At 53.4% G+C, this 19,024-nt stretch carries 20 protein-coding genes; 7 read left to right on the forward strand and 13 right to left on the reverse strand.

All coding sequences use genetic code 11. The features are described 5' to 3' along the window. Positions 1–260: 260 nt before the first annotated feature. Positions 261–2,108, reverse strand: a complete 1,848-nt coding sequence (mrdA, locus tag H7F11_RS12130) for a penicillin-binding protein 2 (protein ID WP_193649441.1) — start codon at positions 2,106–2,108, stop codon at positions 261–263. A gap of 263 nt (positions 2,109–2,371) precedes the next feature. Here mrdA and H7F11_RS16975 point away from each other — a divergent pair, with 263 nt between their 5' ends. The 6 genes from H7F11_RS16975 (at position 2,372) to H7F11_RS12155 (ending at position 9,230) form a co-directional block, all read left to right on the forward strand. Then, entirely contained in the window at positions 2,372–2,500 is a 129-nt protein-coding gene (locus tag H7F11_RS16975; protein ID WP_254892802.1) for a hypothetical protein, read from the forward strand. A 12-nt stretch (positions 2,501–2,512) separates the two neighbouring features. Next, positions 2,513–4,018, forward strand: coding sequence for a Do family serine endopeptidase (locus tag H7F11_RS12135; RefSeq protein WP_193649440.1), 1,506 nt, complete (start codon positions 2,513–2,515; stop codon positions 4,016–4,018). Positions 4,019–4,045: 27 nt separating this feature from the next. Beyond that, positions 4,046–5,215 carry a D-alanyl-D-alanine carboxypeptidase family protein gene (locus tag H7F11_RS12140; protein WP_193649439.1) on the forward strand — a complete coding sequence of 390 codons (1,170 nt, stop codon included), beginning with the start codon at positions 4,046–4,048 and terminating at the stop codon, positions 5,213–5,215. A 19-nt stretch (positions 5,216–5,234) separates the two neighbouring features. Continuing rightward, positions 5,235–6,503, forward strand: a complete 1,269-nt coding sequence (gene tolB, locus H7F11_RS12145; protein WP_193649438.1) for a Tol-Pal system beta propeller repeat protein TolB — start codon at positions 5,235–5,237, stop codon at positions 6,501–6,503. 297 nt (positions 6,504–6,800) lie between these two features. Beyond that, positions 6,801–7,718, forward strand: a complete 918-nt coding sequence (locus tag H7F11_RS12150; protein ID WP_193649437.1) for an extracellular solute-binding protein — start codon at positions 6,801–6,803, stop codon at positions 7,716–7,718. Positions 7,719–7,907: 189 nt separating this feature from the next. Next, positions 7,908–9,230, forward strand: coding sequence for an OprD family outer membrane porin (locus H7F11_RS12155; protein WP_193649436.1), 1,323 nt, complete (start codon positions 7,908–7,910; stop codon positions 9,228–9,230). Between the two features lie 150 nt (positions 9,231–9,380). On the opposite strand, the gene H7F11_RS12160 is transcribed toward H7F11_RS12155, so the two are convergent. From H7F11_RS12160 to H7F11_RS16980, 12 genes are all read right to left on the reverse strand, one after another. Continuing rightward, positions 9,381–9,587 (reverse strand): TOBE domain-containing protein, encoded by a 207-nt coding sequence (locus H7F11_RS12160; RefSeq protein ID WP_065975096.1) that lies wholly within the window; start codon positions 9,585–9,587, stop codon positions 9,381–9,383. 238 nt (positions 9,588–9,825) lie between these two features. Then, entirely contained in the window at positions 9,826–11,961 is a 2,136-nt protein-coding gene (locus H7F11_RS12165; RefSeq protein WP_193649435.1) for a TonB-dependent receptor, read from the reverse strand. 24 nt (positions 11,962–11,985) lie between these two features. Next, positions 11,986–12,777: an ABC transporter ATP-binding protein gene (locus H7F11_RS12170; RefSeq protein ID WP_193649434.1), complete on the reverse strand. Its 792-nt coding sequence runs from the start codon at positions 12,775–12,777 to the stop codon at positions 11,986–11,988. Next, positions 12,774–13,757, reverse strand: coding sequence for a FecCD family ABC transporter permease (locus tag H7F11_RS12175; RefSeq protein WP_193649433.1), 984 nt, complete (start codon positions 13,755–13,757; stop codon positions 12,774–12,776). The genes H7F11_RS12170 and H7F11_RS12175 overlap by 4 nt, the downstream gene beginning before the upstream one ends. Next, entirely contained in the window at positions 13,754–14,800 is a 1,047-nt protein-coding gene (locus H7F11_RS12180; RefSeq protein WP_227485467.1) for an ABC transporter substrate-binding protein, read from the reverse strand. The genes H7F11_RS12175 and H7F11_RS12180 overlap by 4 nt, the downstream gene beginning before the upstream one ends. Beyond that, complete coding sequence (locus tag H7F11_RS12185) at positions 14,797–15,405, reverse strand: globin (protein WP_193649432.1); 609 nt, start codon at positions 15,403–15,405, stop codon at positions 14,797–14,799. Before H7F11_RS12185 ends, H7F11_RS12180 begins: the two co-directional genes overlap by 4 nt. Positions 15,406–15,416: 11 nt before the next feature. Beyond that, positions 15,417–16,148: an energy transducer TonB gene (locus H7F11_RS12190; RefSeq protein WP_193649431.1), complete on the reverse strand. Its 732-nt coding sequence runs from the start codon at positions 16,146–16,148 to the stop codon at positions 15,417–15,419. Next, positions 16,145–16,540 (reverse strand): ExbD/TolR family protein, encoded by a 396-nt coding sequence (locus H7F11_RS12195; RefSeq protein WP_193649430.1) that lies wholly within the window; start codon positions 16,538–16,540, stop codon positions 16,145–16,147. Before H7F11_RS12195 ends, H7F11_RS12190 begins: the two co-directional genes overlap by 4 nt. Position 16,541: 1 nt before the next feature. Further along, entirely contained in the window at positions 16,542–17,252 is a 711-nt protein-coding gene (locus tag H7F11_RS12200; RefSeq protein WP_300254291.1) for a MotA/TolQ/ExbB proton channel family protein, read from the reverse strand. Positions 17,253–17,793: 541 nt separating this feature from the next. Beyond that, positions 17,794–17,940, reverse strand: coding sequence for a hypothetical protein (locus H7F11_RS12205; protein ID WP_193649513.1), 147 nt, complete (start codon positions 17,938–17,940; stop codon positions 17,794–17,796). Between the two features lie 127 nt (positions 17,941–18,067). After that, entirely contained in the window at positions 18,068–18,334 is a 267-nt protein-coding gene (locus tag H7F11_RS12210) for a hypothetical protein (protein WP_193649429.1), read from the reverse strand. Positions 18,335–18,513: 179 nt separating this feature from the next. Next, a complete protein-coding gene (locus tag H7F11_RS16980) occupies positions 18,514–18,648 on the reverse strand; it encodes a hypothetical protein (RefSeq protein WP_264674717.1) in 135 nt (44 codons plus the stop codon). A gap of 114 nt (positions 18,649–18,762) precedes the next feature. Here H7F11_RS16980 and H7F11_RS12215 point away from each other — a divergent pair. Then, a partial coding sequence (locus tag H7F11_RS12215; protein ID WP_193658156.1) for a transposase family protein occupies positions 18,763–19,024 on the forward strand: 262 nt, incomplete at its 3' end.

Raw genomic sequence — 19,024 nt, forward strand, 5'->3', positions numbered from 1 at the left:
CGAACGAATAGATGAGGCGTTGAACCGGCTTTGCACACAGGGTGACGCAAAGCCGCAAATAATGCTTGATCAGGCACTGTGCTCGTTGTCATCTGGATCAGCCGGACCAAAAGTAGTCCGCATACCCGCATACATGGCAACAACCCACAAAGCGCCCAGAACAATAAAAGTAGCATAAAACATGATAGTGATTCCTTCTTCTGTAAGCTGATATTCAAGTATATCAGTAGACCGTAATCATCGGGAACAGTTCAAAGAGATCAACCAAAGGCCTGGGCGGGGTTCACGACAATATTGGTGAAATCCCGTAATTTCATTTTGGGACGCAAGTCACTCAAAATAGCCGCCTTGGCCACCGGAAGCGCTTGCCAGGCATTGTTCCCGCCATCCTCTACTATTGCCGCCACCGCAATTTGCGGATGATGGAGTGGCGCCCAACCGATGAAAAGAGAGTCATCATTATAAATTGTGCGACCATCCTGATAACCGATGGGCACTTCGGCTGTTCCGGTTTTACCGGCCATGGACAAACCCGGCGTTGCCATGCTTTTACAAGTACCCTGCGTCACACAGGCTGCCATCCCCTTGCGCACGGCCTGTAGAGCAAAGGCAGGAATATGCAGATTCTTGGCAGGCGGAATTGCTAAAGGCTGCCGCACCCCGGTTTCCGGATTAATAAGTGCGCTTACCACATGCAAGGAGGGTAAATATCCGCCGTTGGCTATGGCTGACACGGCACGCACCAATTGCAGTGGCGTCACCAGCAAGTAGCCTTGTCCAATACCCAGAATCACCGAATCGCCGGTGTACCAGGGCTGATGAAAATGCGCTTCTTTCCAGCGCGGCGTCGGCACGAAACCGTTGGCGCTACCGGGAGTATCAATGGGCGCCGGGTGGCCAAAGCCAAAACGCCAGAGAGCCGCATCCTGACGTTGAATACCCATTTTGATAGCCAGCTTGTAAAAAAACACGTCTACCGACCAGGCCAGCGCCTTGGTCAAACCGGTTTCACCGAAGCCCGAGCGATACCAGTCCCAGTAAACATGACCACCCAGACGGATATAACCGGGGCAGTAGGTGTGAAAATTGGGCGAAATAACATGATCCTGAAGCGCCTCAATGGAATAAAAGGGCTTGATGCAGGAGCCGGGTGGATAAAGCCCTTGCGCCACCCGATTCAGCAGGGGGCGTCCCTTGTCATGCAGCAGGCTCTGCCAGTGGACTTCACTGATGCCATTTACAAACCAGTTGGCATTGAAGCTGGGATTACTGTAACTGGCGATCACTGCGCCATTATTGGGATTAACTGCCACCAGCGCACCACGAAAATGATTGCGGCGCATAACGGTTGCGACGGCGCGCTGCACCCGCAGGCGCAAACTGGTCTGGAGGTTATCTCCAGGCGTTGGGGCAATATCCCGCAAATTGGCCACAGGCACGCCCAAGGCATTTACATCCTTGATCTGATATCCGAATTTTCCACGCAGTTGACGTTCAAACGCATATTCCAGACCGTTTTCGCCAATGAACCGGCGATAAATGTATTTTTGCTGATCAAAACCTTTCAGATTTCGGGCACTGACCGGTCCGACATAACCGACTACCGAGGTAAACAGGGTTTTGTAGGGATAATAGCGATGCCACTGTGCGGCCACTTGCACCCCTGGAAACTGCATATCACGCACCGAAAATGCAGCTATTTGTTGGGCATTCATGCGGTGCAGAAGAATTCTGGGGATATAGGGTGGTTTGTCATCCAGGGTCCGCAGTAAATGCGCAATATTTCGTTTCGGAACAGGAAACAGTTGATCAATGTGCTTCAGGGTCGCATGCAGGTGCTCTGTTTCGTCCGGAATGATTTCCAGCACATAACGCGGATGGTTGGCGGCGAGAATCTGGCCATGACTGGCAAGAATCAGTCCTCGCGCCGGAGCGACCGGAACAATGGCCGTATGATTGGCCTGAGCCATTTGCCGGAAGCGTTGATAATGCAGCACCTCCAGATCGACCAGACGCCAGACCAGATACACAAACGCCAGCAGCAGCAAGGTAATAGCCAAAGCCAAACGACCCCGGAAGCGACCGGTTCTTACGGCGTTCGGACTCATAAAAACCTGCCTGCAACACCCATGAAATGAGGGAACAACAATCGCGTAACGGCCTCTGCTAACAAAGTTTATGGCTATGCTGAGAGGTCATGATGGCGGGGAAAGTTCCCCAAGCCTCACACATTACCGTTGAGCTGCCGGGAACTTCCCACGAAAAGTAGGCGTCTTAAGACGCGTGTATAGCACCATGACCATGACTTGAAGATGCCGCTAATGACCCGTAATCATTCCTGTAGTTATTCGTTGGAACTCAGCTCTGTTCCATGCTGATGACTGACGTCCTGGAAATACTGCTTATTTTGGCAGGCATCGCCCTCTTCACTTATCCAGCCAGCATTCTGGTGGAGAAGATATTGCGTCATTGGGACAAAAATCATCCTGAAAAAAATTAGGAGCCTACGTTTATGCCTTTACGTTCATTCAGTTTTCAGCCACGGCGGATACTTGTCGCCGTAATAGCCGCAACGGCGGGTTTTGGACTCGGTGCGGCAGGCTGGGCTTTTGCTGCAGACAGTCAGACGAGCTCACCCGCCACAACGTCCAAACCTGCCCCGGCAACAACAGACACCATGCCGCAAAAACTGGTGGACCTTCCCGATTTCACACCCATTGTCAATAAATATGGGAACGCGATCGTTAAAATTGATGACTCCGACACCAAAATCGTTCGGGGAGGGGCGGGAAACACTACCGATCCGTTCCCCAGAAACTCGCCTTTCTACCAGTTTTTCCAGGGGTTTTCTGGAGCCAACCCGCCCCAGAAAGAAAAAATGGAGGCCCTGGGCTCAGGATTTATTATTTCCCACAATGGTTATATTGTGACGGCAGGACATGTGGTGCGGGGAATGCATCATATTATTGTGACATTGACCAACCATCACGCTTACCCGGCCAAGGTGGTGGGTTTATCGGTTCGCTATGATACGGCGCTGCTGAAAATCAATGCCCACAACCTGCCCACGGTAGAACTGGGCAATTCCCGTAACCTTAAAGTAGGCCAGTGGTTGCTGGCGATTGGCATGCCTTTTGGTTTTTACAATACGGTCACCCAGGGTGTAGTCAGCGCCCTGAATCGCCCGCTGCCCCATGATGATGAATACATTCCTTTCATTCAGAGTGATGTTCCCATCAATCCCGGCAACTCGGGTGGGCCTATTTTCAACATGGAAGGTCAGGTCGTCGGTATTAATGATCAGATATATACCAACGATGGTGGCTACATGGGCCTATCCTTCAGCATTCCCATCAATACGGCGATGCGCGCAGTACATGCCTTCGAAGAACACAAAAAGCTTCGCTTTGGCTGGCTTGGAGTGGACGTTCAGGAAGTGAATCCGCAAATGGCCAAGGCCCTCCATCTGAAAGAACCGGTCGGGGCACTGGTTGCCTCGGTCAGCCCCCATGAAGCAGCCGCCAGGGCAGGACTGAAGCCGGGTGACGTCATTGTGACCTACAACCACGAGGCCGTTTACAGCGTCGGACAACTGCCTCCCCTCGTCGGTGACACCCCTCCGGGAACCACGGTACCCATGGGCATTTTGCATGACGGTAAACCGGAAACCCTGCAGGTTACCATTGGCACCATGCCCGCCAAAATGCGTCATGTGGAAGCCGAAAAAACGGCAGATATCCGCCGTCTCGGGCTGCGCGTCACCACCCTCGGTCAGGCCGCACAAAAGCGTCTGGGCATTCATCACGGAGTTGAAATTGAAAGCATTTATCCCGGCCCCGCCGCCCAAATGGGATTGACCGATGGGATGGTCATTCAGCAAATTGACCAGCAGGAAGTGAACAGCCCGGAACAGCTGCAGCAAATTGTCCGGAAATTGCCGGCCCACACGCCGATTCCATTGCTGGTTCGCCAGGGTCATCAAAGCCTCTACGTGGTGATCACACTCCCTGCACACTAAAAATTAACCAACGTATAAGGAAGTCGCATGCGCTACAAAAAGTACCTGCAGCACAAATCCCGTTTCATTTTGCTTGCTGCCTTCGCCACCCTGATGACGGGTGGCACCGCCTTTGCGGGTACCAACCTGTTGATGCCCCCCCCACCACCCATACCAGATGCCAAAAGCTATGTGCTGATGGATTTCCAAACAGGCCAGATTATTGCGGAAAAAGATGCCAACCTGCAGTTACCCCCGGCCAGCCTGACCAAATTGATGACGGCTTATCTGACTTACGGCGCTCTGGCCAACGGAACCCTGCACTGGCAGCAGCGCATTCATGTCAGCCGGGTGGCCTGGCACACGGGCGGGTCGAGCATGTTCATTCAGCCCAACCTCCCCGTTACCGTGGATCAACTGATGCACGGACTGATTATTGACTCCGGCAACGACGCGGCGGTGGCACTGGCCCAGGCAGTGGCAGGCAGTCGCGCCAGTTTTGTAGATGAAATGAATGCCACTGCGACCAAACTGGGCTTACCCGGTGCGCATTACGGTGACGTGGATGGACTCCCGACCCCTGATCTGCACCTTTCCGCCCTGGATATTGCGATGATTTCCCGGGACCTGATTGCCAAATATCCCCAGGTCATCGATATTTCCAAAATCAAATACTATCGCTATAACAACATCAAGCAACGCAGCTGGAATCCGGCCCTTTTCGGACATCCTGACATTGACGGCCTGAAAACCGGACACACCAACGCTGCCGGGCACTGCATGGATACTACTGCAGTACGCAATGGCCGTCGCCTGATTGCCGTAGTCATGAGCGCTCCCAACTGGCCCAGCGGGGTCAACGATGTCGTAGCCCTGCTGGATTATGGTTACCGCTTTACCACCGATCACGCTGTGACCAAAGCCGGAAGCGTGGTGGGCACCTACAGTGACACCAGCCTCGACCCCGACAAACTCCCCGTCACCGTCGCCCGAAACCTGGACGTCATGATTCCCACCGGTGCTGAAAAAGATCTGAAAACCCGGGTGACTTACCAGAAAATTGGCAGCAAGGGTATTGCCAAAGGCCAGAAGCTTGGCGAGATGACCGTGTCCCTGAATGGCAAAGTGCTGGGGAAAACCGATCTGGTTGCAGCCGATGCCGCCAAACCGGCAGGCACCTTTGGCAGTTTGTGGAACCGCGTCAAACAATCCTTATAGAACAGACCAGGAGCCTTCCATGCAATGGCCTATTTGTCGTATCGCCCTGCTCATGGCACTGAGCGCCCTGCCACTGAGCGCCAGCGCCCTCACCGTCAACATCAGCAAGGCCGTCAGCAGTTCGGCGCCCGTTGCAGTTCCTGCCTTTGGATCCGGTCCTGCTGGACAGCCGGATATTGCCAGCATTGTGCGCTACGACTTGCAGCACAGTGGCTATTTTTCGGTCATCAACCCCGCGCTTTATCCGGACGACCCGCATTCCGCCGCCGCCATCAACGTCGCCCAATGGGAAAAAACCGGGGCATTGGCCATGGTAGTCGGTAAAGTGCATCCAACCAGCAGCGGCTATGTGGTCGATGCAGATGCCGTCAGTCTGATCACCCACAAAATGTTGGCCGGACGGCGCTACGTCAGTGATGCGGAAGGCTATCACATGGTCGGCCAGGAAATTGCCGATCTGCTTTATCAGCAGATCACCGGGGAACCAGGTCCTTTTGCCAGCCATATTGCCTATGTGAATCAGCAGGGAAGCCACTACGATCTGGACGTTGCCCAGTCCGATGGCTGGAATCCGCACAGCATTTTACGGGGTAAAATTCCGATTATTTCTCCGGCATGGTCCCCCCGGGGTCGACAACTGGCCTATGTGACCTACCGGCATCGGCACTCGGTGATCTACATTCAGAATCTCGCCAGTGGTCAGCGTCATCAGGTTCCCGATCAGGGCACGGCGCTCAGCGCCCCGGCCTTTTCGCCCAATGGTCAGTATCTGGCCTTCGCCAAGGTCTGGGAGCGCGGCCGCACCGAATTGGTGCGTGAAAATCTGCAAACTGGTCATGAACAGGTACTGACCCGCAGCGGAACCGTCAACACCAGCCCCAGCTGGTCACCCGGTGGCCATCATCTGGTTTTTGTGTCCAACCGTCAGGGCAGCGCCCAGATTTATCAGATGCGGACTAATGGCAGCCACATTCAGCGCCTGAGCTATTCCGGAGGCTACAATGTCTCTCCCTCCTACGCCCCGGATGGTCGCTGGATTGCTTTTGTGCATGCCTATCGTGGCGTGCTTTCCCTGGCGGAAATGCGGCCCGATGGCAGTGGCGTGCAGGTGCTGTATGACGGTGGCAACTGCGAGCATCCCAGCTTTGCCCGTGATGGTCGCATGATTGTTTTTGCCACCCATCGTGGTGGTCAGAAGGTATTGGGTGAAGTAGCCATCAACGGCAAAGGCCTGCATTTTTTGTCTATTGCCGGGCAGACTAATGAACCGGCCTGGGCTCCGCGCTGAGTACCTGCGGCTTCACGCGCGGGTCCAGAAGCCAATGGTAGATGGCAGTAATCACGCACTGTGCCGCTTCGGAATGCTGCGGATTGATCAAGCACGTTCGGAGTCCCGGACAGCCGCACACGGGGCCCGCGTAGCAGCGCAGGCTGACTGCCAGCAAGCCAACAAACTTTCGGATCTCCAAAAGTCCATGTACCTGCAGCAGAAAGCGCGGCAGAGGAATTTTTGATGAAGTGCTTGACCGATGTCTTGGGTATCGTTATATATGATAGTATATATTCAAAAAGGAGAACACCCACAATGAAACCACGCAACACCGCTGTTTACCTCATCGCTGCCGCTACCCTGATGACCCTGCCGGTCATCGCCAGTGCCCAGGACTTTCGCGTCGCCTATGCCGGCTCCATGGGTGCCGTCATGGATTTGCACCTGGGGCCGGCCTTTGCCAAAGCGCACAAGGTCAATTATCAAGGAGAAGGACAAGGGGCCTATGGTCTGGCACATCTCATCGCCGGACACAAACTGCGCACCGATGTATTTGTCTCCATCACTCCCGGACCCATTGAAGTCCTCATGAAAGCCGGTCTGGTCAAGGAGGCCTACCCCGTAGCCAGCACCGCCATGTGCATTGCCTATAGTCCCAACAGCCCTTATGCCAAGGATTTTGAAAAGGCGGCTGCCGGTAAAATGCCCTGGTACAAGGTGCTGCAAATGCCGGGCGTACGTTTTGGCCGTACCGACCCCAAAACCGACCCGCAGGGACAGAACATTGTTTTTACCTTCCTGCTGGCAGAAAAGTATTATCACCAGCCGGATCTGGTCAAAAACATACTCGGCCCGGTCGAGAACCAGCAGCAGATTTTCACCGAAGCCTCCCTGCTGGCGCGCCTCAAAAGTGGTCAGATGGCCGCCTCCTCTGGTTATTTAAGCGCCGTCAAATCCCTGCATCTGCCCTATATTACCCTGCCCGATCAAATCAATCTCAGCGATCCGGCCATGTCCAAGGACTGGTACAGCAAGGTCCATTTTAACCTGAATGTGGATGGCAAACCCAAAACCGTCCACACCCAGCCGCTGGTGTTTTATGCGGCAGTGCCCAGCGACGCACCTGATCCCAAACTGGGCATGGCGTTCATCCATTTCATGACCAGCCCCCAGGGTCAGGCCATGTTCAGGGAAACCGGATACAGCGAACCGAAAGGCCCCGTCCTGAAGTAACTTTTTTCTGCTCCTGTTCGTTTCCTGATGCGGGCCGGACATAGTTCATGTTCGGCTTGCTGCATTACCAACACTTTCCCCATGGGTTGAATATCTGCTCACGTCATCATTTTCAAGGCTATTGAGCGCCATTCGCTATATATCAAAAAACCTATCGCATTTAACCATCGCTATATTTGGAGTTCTTTCATGAAAAAAATGCTCGTAACGGCCATGACTGCCGCCAGCATACTGAGCTGCGTCCATGCTCAGGCTGAAACCCTGGGCCAGTTTTTTGCAAAAAGCAAAATCGACGGACAAATTCGCTCTTATTACTTCAGCCGTCTGTACGGCACAGCGGATACGCCCAACGCCTATGCCTATTCTCTGGCGGGCCGGATCAACGTGCTGACAGCGCCCTTTTTATCGGGATTCCGTGTCGGCGTCAGTTTTTATACGGCCAACGCCATGGGCACCCTCGCCAGCAGCCCTGACCGGGTCGATAAGACCCTGATGGGTGACAGTCCCTCCGTCAACGCGCTTGGACAAGCCTACCTGGAATATCAGGATCACTGGATCACCGCCAAGGTCGGCAATCAACTGGTCGATACTCCCTGGCTGAATCGGGTAGGTGGCCGCGTTATTCCCGTCACCTACCAGGGTGTTACCCTGGAGACACACCCCGTAAGCGGATTGACTCTGAGTGCCCTGCGGATTTTCCGCTGGAAGGACCGTACTACTGACCAGTTCTACCGGGACAATCTCTATTACCCTGGCCACTATGATGGTGACTCTCTCTATGGTGGACCCAACGTCCTGCCCGCCGACACTCCGGCCAGCAACGGGGTACTCGCCTTTGGTGCCGGATACCACTGGCACACAGCCAAAACTGATGCCTGGTTTTATCAGTTTGATCAATTTGCCAACATGTTCTACTGGAGCGGCCACTACGCCCTGCCGACATCCTTCGTCCTCAAACCCTTTGTGGATGCACAGTTCACCCGGGAATGGGGCGCCGGAGAAGCCTTTGCCAGCACAGGAACCACTCTGTTTGGTCAATCCGGACAAGGCGTCAACAGTACCAACTGGGGAATCAAAACCGGCGTCAGCTTTCCCCATGGAAGCTTATGGTGGGGCTATGATGCTACCGAATTACACGCTCACGCCCTCGGTGGTGGAGCCATTATTTCCCCCTACACTGTAGGCTATACGGCGGACCCCCTGTATGTGGACAGCATGATTCAGGGTCTGGTCGGTGTCGGCCCCGGACATGGCTGGCGGGTCCGCGCCGCTTACTGGGTTTTGCCCAAAGAGGTACAACTCACCGCTGGGTATTCGCAGTTTACCACGTACTTTTCCGGCAACAGCAACTGGACCCACTTCAACGTCAGCTATTTTCCGCAGGGCATGTTCAAAGGACTGTGCTTGCGGGATCAGGTGGAGGTCGGCAATGGCGGCGTGCAGGGCTTATTCCCCGGCTCCCCTCAGCACTCCTTCGTTTATAATCGGGTGATGTTTACCTATAAATTTTAACGGCGGTATAGTCACCGCCCGGGAATGACCAAGGCAATAGCAGTGAGTAAAACACTCGCCATTGCCGAGAATCCGTGGCAGCAGTTGCAGGGTAATCGGACAGCGACACGCCCTGCTCCGCCGTACGGTGGATCGCCTGGAACAGTCGCTTCAGGGTTTTTCGATACTGACTTCACTGGCTTTGATAGCCGCGAAAACTTCGTCACCCTCTTTGAGTTTAAGACGTTCGACGCTCCGTGTGGTAATCACAGAGGTAATCATACCTGCAGAGGTCTCCACTACGACTTCCGAAACCACGCTGTCTTTGATGATTTCAACCACTTTACCCTTCAGATGATTACGTAAACTGGACTCCATGACTCCCTCCTGATTAATCCATAAGTAATTAATAGTATAGCCTGCTTGGACGTGCAGAAATAGGTAATTGCCGCGACTATAGCTTGCATCCGAAATGCCTTTCTCCTACTTTCCTACAGCCATGCAGCCCCCCAGACCGAAACCGACCCTTTCCGAACAGATTCACACAGGCCAGGCTCCACAAGCCTAACGTACTTTAAGTTCCAAATTCTGAGGGGACCCTATTAACGAATAACGCTCAGAATGTTGTGCTTATTTGAGCAAATGCGTTGATGGGTTGCGCCAACTGATAGGCGGCACCTGCCGAACTGGTACTGGGTGAAGCGCTGAGTGCGTAATCATTATTGAACAGATTGTTGACATGCACAGAGATTTGCAAATTAGGTAGGCTGTAGCCTCTCCATAAGGAAATCGCTCCCGTGTCGTAAGCAACACTAAGGTTACCAGCCACATACCCACCCAGTTTTGAATTGCCCGTTGCGCTCGTGGCGTAATATCGAGAACCGATTTGCTGTACCGCCAGCATGCCCTGCCAGTGCGTCGTTTTTACGTTTAACCCAACAGCCTCGGTATGATGGGGCGCTTGCAAGGCAGGTTGATTTTTAGAAGTCATCCGCGCATCCAGAATGCCAAAATTGGCAAATGCCGACAGCCAGGGAGTGATCTGGTAGGTGTTGCTGAATTCCAGCCCCTGATAAATGGCAGCACCCGCATTGCTCTGGGTACTGAACACCTGATTCCCGATGACTACAGGCGTTGACAGGATATAATTCTCAAAATTAGTGCGAAATACCGTAAAACGACCGCCCCATGCTGCTCGATGCCAGTACGTTCCGACTTCATAGCTGTTTGCAATTTCCGGTTGGAGACCGCTGTTGAAATAACTGGCGGTAAGCTGACTGGAACTTGGCGCTTCGGCGGAGCGGGTGTAATTGAAATAGAGATGCCAATCGGGTTGGAGCGCGTAATTCACACCAAAGGAGGGTAACCACTGGTTAAAGTTTGCCGCCCGTTCCTTTTTACTCACATAATTGCGCCAGGTCCGATGTAAGTTTAACAATTTTACCCCCGTAGTCAGGCGTAAATGAGTAACTGGTGACCATTCCCCTTGCACATAGGGCTGAACGCTTTCTGTCACGACCGGCTGATTGACGGGTGCCGACACCAAGGCACCGGTAAATCGGTTATACAGGTTCGACTGGTACTGAAATGCGGTTTCATTATCGGAGTCTACCCAAATTCCTGCTTGGAGGCTGCCGGTGCTAAAAGGGTAGCGTGCCTTGAAGATGTTTCCAAATTCGTGTACCGGAAATAATCTGGTAGCCAGATAGAATCCACCGGGAGCAGAGCGATTGTTTTGTGTGAAAGTGCCACCACCCTTGCCATAGAAATAATAATATTGATCAGAAAGCTCCAGCCTGCCGATGTGAAAGGCATATTTCACATAAGATTGCCAATTCAAGAAATTTTTGAAGTTTTTCCCGTAATAATTTGGTGACTCCGGATCGGCCGAATTACCACTATAACGCCGTCCATATGTTGCAATTTCCTGATCGGTGGCACCATTATAAAAATTCCAGGTCTGGTTATTCTGAAAGAAAAATAAGGTAAGTTGTCCCGGCCCGATCTGGCTGATGGATTTAAACATAAATGTATATTTATGGCTTTGTGTATTGTAAAAATAGCCATGGCTTCTGGTGCTGGTGGCGCCCAAAATAATCTTGGTAGGAATGATGTCGCCTAATATTTCACCGCTGTTAATGACTCCTCCGTAAGATTGCGTGCCAAAAGATCCGTATCCATAAAACGGGGTTGCCGAAAAATGCTTGGATGGAGTCACCGAATGTATGGCAATCGTACCAGCGAAATTGGCGTTACCAATCGTGGCAGCAGAACCGGCTCCCGGTTTGACATTGATGGCGGAAATATATTGCGGCGGCAGGTTCTCATTAGAGTAAAAACTGTAGCCGATGGGCGAGTTGATTGGTATCCCATCCATGGTGAAATTGATGAGAGACTGATCCATACCCCGCATATATATGTTGGATCCGTCGATACCGTTATTGCCGGTGGGCACGATATTCATATTTGGCAGATTTGCCAGACTCTGGGCAAAATCTCCAGTGGGGTTCATGGCAGAGATGGCTTGGCCAGTAATGGTTTCTTCTGTTTGCGTCGAATTCAGCGGGGAGGAATAAGGTGCAGTTGTGGAGTTTCCGGATGTGCTTCCCAAATTGGCGGCAGTGCTTTCTACCATGGGGAGCACAGGTGTAGCTGCCCTGGCCGATTGCTGCGCAGTAACTGATGAAATTGCCAGTGCCAATGCCATCCTGAGTAACTGGCGGGATATGCGGGGCTGTTCGAAATTCAACATGATTTTTTCTCCGAATAAAACAAGTCATACAACTAAGGGAAGTTTTTGGTTGGCAGTAGGAACAAGGACACGCCGACCGTCACCAAGGTCCACAAATTCAATATCTACACCGTACAATGCGCGCATGTGATCCGGGCAAATCACACTTTCCGCAGGGCCATCAGCCAGCACGCGGCCATCCTTGAGGAGAATAACCCGGGTAGCTGCCGCCAATGCGTGTTCCGGATAATGGCTGCTCTGTAAAACGGCAAAGCCACTACGCGCCAGATCCTGGATTTGCGCCATAAGGCGGTGTTGATTGCCGTAATCGAGGCCGGTCACGGGTTCATCAAGAATCAGGATGGGCGCTTCCTGCGCGAGCGCCCGGGCGATCAACACCAGTTGTCGCTGCCCACCGCTCAATTCGGTATAGGATCGGCGCGCAAGATCAGCAATACCCAGGCGCTCCAGAGCTTTTTCCATTTCTGCCCGGTCATGGGCGCGCGCACCCCCAAGCCAGGATTGGTGCGGCATCCGACCCATCAGCACCACATCCTGCACCAGGAAAGGGAACACGGCCCCATGATCCTGGGGAACATAGGCCAGACGGCGAGCGCGCTCTCTGGACGTAAGGGCAGAAAGGGGGATGTCATCGATCCGGATCTCCCCGCTCAGGGGCTGAATAATCCCCAATAGCAGACGAATCAGGGTGCTTTTGCCGCTACCATTGGCACCCAACAGGGCGACAGATTCTCCAGGACGAATTTCGAGAGAGATATTCTCCAAAACGGTCCGGCGACCATAAGCGTAAGCCAACTGTGAGGCGGAAAGATTCATGCCTTCCACCCCTTACGCAAGCGGTGCAAAACCAGCACGAAGGCGATGATACCGACCAGATCGGTTACTACTCCCAAAGGGATTTCCACTGGAAAAACAGTGCGGGATATGTCATCGGCAATGACCAGAAACAGACCGCCCATCAAGGCGCTGGCAGGGATCAGCAAGCGGTTATCCGGTCCGACCATGAAACGGGCAATATGCGGAACGATCAGCCCCACCCAGCCAATCATTCCCGCCAGAGAAACCGTCAAAGCACTGGCGATGGTGGCTATGACAATGATCCATATGCGGGCCCAATGTACCGAAACCCCCAAGGCGTGCGCTTCTTCATCGCCCATACTCAACACATTCATGGTTTTTCCGAAAGCGGTCAGGGCAAGCACGGCCAGAAGAATGGGAATCGCCATGATACGCAGCTCACTCAATCGAACTCCGCTGAGATTTCCCATCAGCCAATAAACGATGGTCGGAAGCTGGGTATAGGGGTTGGCCAGATATTGCACCATAGTCAACAGTGCCGTGAACAAAGCGCCACTGATGATGCCCCCAAGTACCAGCATCAGCACCGGATTCACGGGATAGAGCCGGGAGATGAACAGCGCAACGAGCACGGCAAGCAGGCCAAATCCAAAGGAAATGACTTGCGCCAGACCCCAGGGTAAACCCAGCACGATGCCCAGTGCCGCACCAAAAGCCGCGCCTGACAACACGCCCAAAATGGAAGGAGAAACCAGAGGATTCATGAAAAGTGCCTGGAAAGTGCTGCCCGACACGGACAGGGCCGCACCGACCATGACGGCAGCCAGAATTTCTGGAAGGCGCACATGGACAAGCAGAGCGTGTAACAGCGGATTGGCACCTGAAACAGCCGCCCCAAGTGCTGAGAGAGGAATCGGGTAGCGACCGATCAGCAAAGAACCAGCCGAAACAAGGAGAAGCGCGACAAAAAGAATGGGGAGTCGCCCGATGCGAGTCATGGCTGCATGATCTCCCGAAGCTGGGTATCGCTGATTTTCACTCCGAGAAACTGCTGATAAAAATGCTGGATATCTTTGTCGTTGAAGGCGAACTGTTGGGGATAGAGCTTATGGGCAAGCCATTGCGCGCCCAGTATCTGCATGAATGAATACAGCCGGTTGAACCAACTGAAAGGTTGCTGGGGAATATAGTAAATGCGATGGCGCTGCACTGCCTGCAAAGGTGCCCATGCAGGATTGGTATATACCTTGCTCAAAAATATCGGGTTATCCGTGACAATCACCTCGGGATTCCAGCGCAGTAGCTGTCCCATGCTGACTTGCTGATAGCCCTGAAAATGATTGACCGTACAGTGAAAAACATTTTCACCTCCCGCCCATTGTATGGTGGCGGTCGGCATGGACTCATCACAGCCACTGCGTAATCCATCGGGGTTACCGGCGAAATACACTGTTACCCGATTCTGCTCTGGAATCCGGGTACGGAGTTTTTGCAGCGCGTCATTTTTTTCAGAAAGATAGTGGATGAGCTTGTCCGCACGTTTCTGCTTATTAAACACTTCCCCAAGCAGCCGATAAGCCTGCATATAATCCGTCAGATTATGGAGTTTTATGTTGAATACCGGCAGTCCCAGCGCACGCAATTTGCTCACCACACTCGCCTGCAGACCCATATAGGGGTACCAGAATACGATAAGATCAGGATGCGCCTGTAAAATCGTGCCGATATCGGCGTTGTAACCCTGCCCGAACCAACCACCGAGGACAGGCAGTTGACGTGCCGCCGGATCCAGATATTGGCGTTGCGATGGCGACAGGGGCAGATTCCATCCGGCGAGAAGACGGGGGTCCAGGGTGTAAATGAGGGCATTGACCGGAGGCGCGCTGCCAAAGACCTTGTGGAGTGATTGGGGAATGTTTACCGCTTCCCCGGACATATCTATTACAACGTGCGCGTTCGCGGTCTGAAACAAGGCAATACTGGTGATCACCGCAAATATCACCATGCCCAGAAAACGCCGGCGCTTAGGAAAAACAATCATATTGCGCCCTCTGCGAATTGACGCGCTTTGCTCATTGCCTGATTGAAAGACACCCTTTCAGGCGGTAAAGCGCGGCCGCGACGATTGATCACCCGCAAAGAAACGGACTCTATCCATCGCCAATAGATTTCTCCGGCATCCAATGGAAACCGGGTGTCGACCAGGCTCTTTGCGTAGAGGTCCAGCCAGAGTTCCCGATCCGCTTCGGTAATGGTAAAAGGTAAATGCCGGATTCCCAGACTGGCAGAACCGCGCACTGAACTGTAATACTTGGGGCCACCGCAAGCTTCGACGTGAAAATCCGCTGTCCTGTTTGCTATGATCTCAAAGCGTTTTTCACTATCACCAAAAATATCTTTCAGCGGGCTCGCAAAAATTAATTGATGGTGATGGATCACCAGATCACGGATTTTCTGCTCACCGGCGATCCGAAAAACATGGGGCGCTGGAGAAATTACATCGGGAAAAGTCCAATACGCTTTTGCCGGGGCCATGATCTCACTGAACTCTCCGACTTCCGGATGATGACCGGATGTCCCGAGATACTGCCTTAACGTCTCTATTTCATGATTTACATCAATGAGTAAACGCTCTCTAGTTGTCATATTTTTTCCTTTTAACTGCCATTATTCAAACGAAAACGAATGGGTATCTCTACCCACATGGGCACGGCTTTCCCGTCGCGGGTGCCGGGGGTAAAACGCCAGTGCCGCACAGTCTGTTCTGCCGCCCGATCCAGGCTGCTGTAGCCGGAACTGTGGGCTACCGTTATTTTTTCCGGCAGGCCGGACACGCTGACCAGTACTCGCAGCATTACGGTGCCCTCCTCGCCATCCCAGCGCGCCGACTGGGGATACTCCGGGGCGGGGTTGCGGGCATAAGCAGGAATGCTGGGGCGGGTTTCCGCCGGGGCCGGAGGAGATGGAGCTAAGGCGGGTACGGCAGGTGATGCTGCGGCCGATGTCACAGCTGCGGGCATGCGGGAGATTGTGGACGGGGCTGCGGGTGCCACCCGCTTAGTCGGCGCCGGACGCGGAGTGCGGAGCGGCACTTTGACCTCGCGCGGCGGTCTCGGCGACAGCCTGGGCGGAGCGGGAACGGGTTTGGGTGCTATCGGCACAGTGGTCCGGGGTGCTGGCGGATGGTGACTGGGTTGTGGGGTGGCACCGGGCTGCGGCCAGGAAACCAGTTGGACCGCCATGGGCGGAGTGATCACCGGCCTGGGCAGAGGTGATGGCCGCAAGCAGAGAGCCAGAACCGCCAGAATGCCCGCTTCCAGAATCAGAGCCAGCATAAAAACCACGGCTCTGGGCGGCTGCGGGCTGGAGGGGAGCGCCAGCGTGCTCACGGATGCTCCGCATGGGTAGCAATGCCCATCTGGCTGATACCGGCGCGACGGCAGGCATCCATGACGCGCACCAACTGCTGCAGGGGCACGTTTTTCGCGCCCGCCAGGATGACCTGCCGGTGATTGGCGTCGTTTTGGGCCAACTGTTGCTCCAGTTGGGTCAGCGTCACCGCTTTATCGTGAAAAAGCAGACGGCCGTCGCTGCGCAACTCCACCACCAGATGCGTTTTGGGCAAAACCTGGGCGTTGCTGCTGGTCGGCAAGTGGGTGCTGATCCCTGTCGCGGGAATCATGCGCAAGGTGATCATGATGAAGAACACCAGCAGAAAAAGCATGATGTCGATCATGGGGATGATCTCGATGCGTCCCTTGCGCGCCTCGAAATAACGCATTTCAGGCATCTCCTCGCCGTGCCAACGGGCTGACAGGGGCCTCTCCATGGGTACTGACCGGCTGCCGGTAGAGACGATTCAGGGTGCTCACCTTGATCCTTTCCATCTGATGCAGCACCAGACGGACCCGTTGCTGCAGTCCGTTAAAAAACACCAGGCCGACAATGGCAATGGCCAAACCCGTTGCCGTAGCCACCAGGGCTTCCGCCACATGGCCGGTAATGGCGGTTGGCGCGGTATCCGGATTACCCAATATCTGAAAGGCATTGAACATCCCGATAATGGTTCCGAGCAGGCCGAGTAGCGGTGCCAGGGTGACGGCCGTATCCAGAATCCATAAGCCCCGGTCCAGCAAGGTCGCCTGGGCCAGCATCGCCTCTTCGGCGTAGGCTTCGCCACTGGCCAGATCATGGGATGCGAGAACCGCTGCGAATACAGCATGTTGCGGACAGGACGGCGTCTTGGCCAGTTCCGTTTCCAGGGATTCCCGGACTTTTCTGCTTTGCAGATCGCGTAACAGATCGTCACCCTTGCGCCGGATCATGACCAGCGCCCAGCCCCGCTCCAAAGCCACGAAAAGCACCACCAGCAACAGCAGCGGCATCAGATAAAGAATGCCCCCAGATACGGCGGCAAGGTGGAATAAATCTCCCATGGCATGCTCTCTTGCGTAATGAAAATCATATTTGGCCAGCTCGTTAGCTACGGGCACCAACTACTCGGCCCACCCAGCAGGTGGGAATTATCACTTCGGGGAGATGCATAACGGCGATGACCGGATATGCAATGGAGTCCTCATCGCCAAAACGACAGATATCCGCGCCTCCGAACCAGGGCAGTGCGGATCATCTACCGACAGGACCGCGTTATTACGGAAGGGAAAATTCAGGACGGCAGATCTTTTCTGTTCCATGTTCATTTTCTCTTATCAATATACAGCCGGATATGACGCATCACGCGCGCCCTCCCCGAGAAATCAAAGCGAGCCCTTCAATAACCGGACCCGCATACGTTATATTCTTACAAATATATCGAACCCCAAAAAAAACACAACCATAATATTACGTTAAAGTCATATTTCGAGTTTATATAAGTGGCTAGGCATTTTTTGTTGATTCCTGGAGTTATCCTGTAGGCTGTCCGAGGCGGAAGTGGCCCTTTAGGCCACGACTCGCGCTGAAATCTACACTGCAGTCGCCCTGGCGCACTGGGATGGGGCCTTGCGGCCCTCTTTTTCAGGCTGCGAAGAGTTTCTAGGCCAGTAACTTGAAAGCGTCCAGCCCCATTCCGGCATTTTTCCCTTCGTCTTGAAGAAGAGATTTTTGTACTGCATTATCCATCGCCAGAATTTTACTGGGATCGCGGCCCTCAAAAACTTCGGTTTCGTCATGAAATTGCAATAATCAACATCCAAATTGAATGAATGTCTCCTAAGTAATCGCCGTAGATACTTATAAATGCGTGCAACCGAAAACGGCGTACTTGTGCCAAACAGTAATGGCAACCCCCTCTCTTTGAGATTAAATGTCAAGAAGCTTTGCGTTGAGGTTTTGATACTCTGGTGACCTTTTTTGAAGAAGCCAATACATCTGTTTTCGCTTTTTTTGGAGTCACCGATTTCTTTTCAGCCCTCAACTCCTTGGAATAAGATTGGGCTGGCTGACAATATCCACAGTCATTCTGTTTTTGATAAGGAGCAGGAAATGGAACACCGGTATTTGTGGTAATATCCGCCTGCGCAACACTACAAAAAACAACAGTTAACATCGCCAGAATTATGGATATTTTTTTCATGATATCACCCCTTAATAGTAGATGTAACATAGCGACCACAAGAGATTCCGCGCTGAGGCGGATGCATGATTTTGCTTAAAAACGGCTCTGCCGAAGCAGAGCCAAACTCCCATCGCAAGCGATGAGGAGGAGGTCGCCTACACCGTAAATCAATACCACATCACTTTGCTTAAAAGCCCTTAAAAGGCGTACTGCAACATCAAACGATCATCAATAAAGGTTCCCTGATAGTCCGCATAGGGATTGCTATGGTCGATAGCCAGACGGTTACGCAGAGATAATCCCTTCCAGAATCCTCCCGGGGTATAGGTCACATCCAGATAGTTGGCGTCTACGTTCGGCAGGTAGGGATGGGGGCTCTTCGTCAGATTGAGTGGGTAGGGGGTAGAATGCTGTGGAGCGGTCGTGCCCTGAATAGGAGTTAGCTGATGGTCCCTGAAGAGCTGTTTTCTCTCGCGTTAGGATTGGTTCCGCCGTGGTTGGTGGATCATGTGACTTTCACGGTGGAGGAGAAACGCCTGGATCTGCACATCAACTTTCCCAAAGGTAGTCGCTTTGCTTGCTCCGTCTGTGGTGAGGAGTGTCCGGTACATGATACCCGTGACCATACCTGGCGGCACATGGATTTCTTCCAGCATGAAGCCTATCTCCATGCCCGTGTACCTCGTGTGAAGTGCCAGGAGCATGGAG

It is taken from the genome of Acidithiobacillus sp. HP-2, assembly GCF_015100155.1.
Taxonomy (GTDB): Bacteria; Pseudomonadota; Gammaproteobacteria; order Acidithiobacillales; family Acidithiobacillaceae; genus Acidithiobacillus.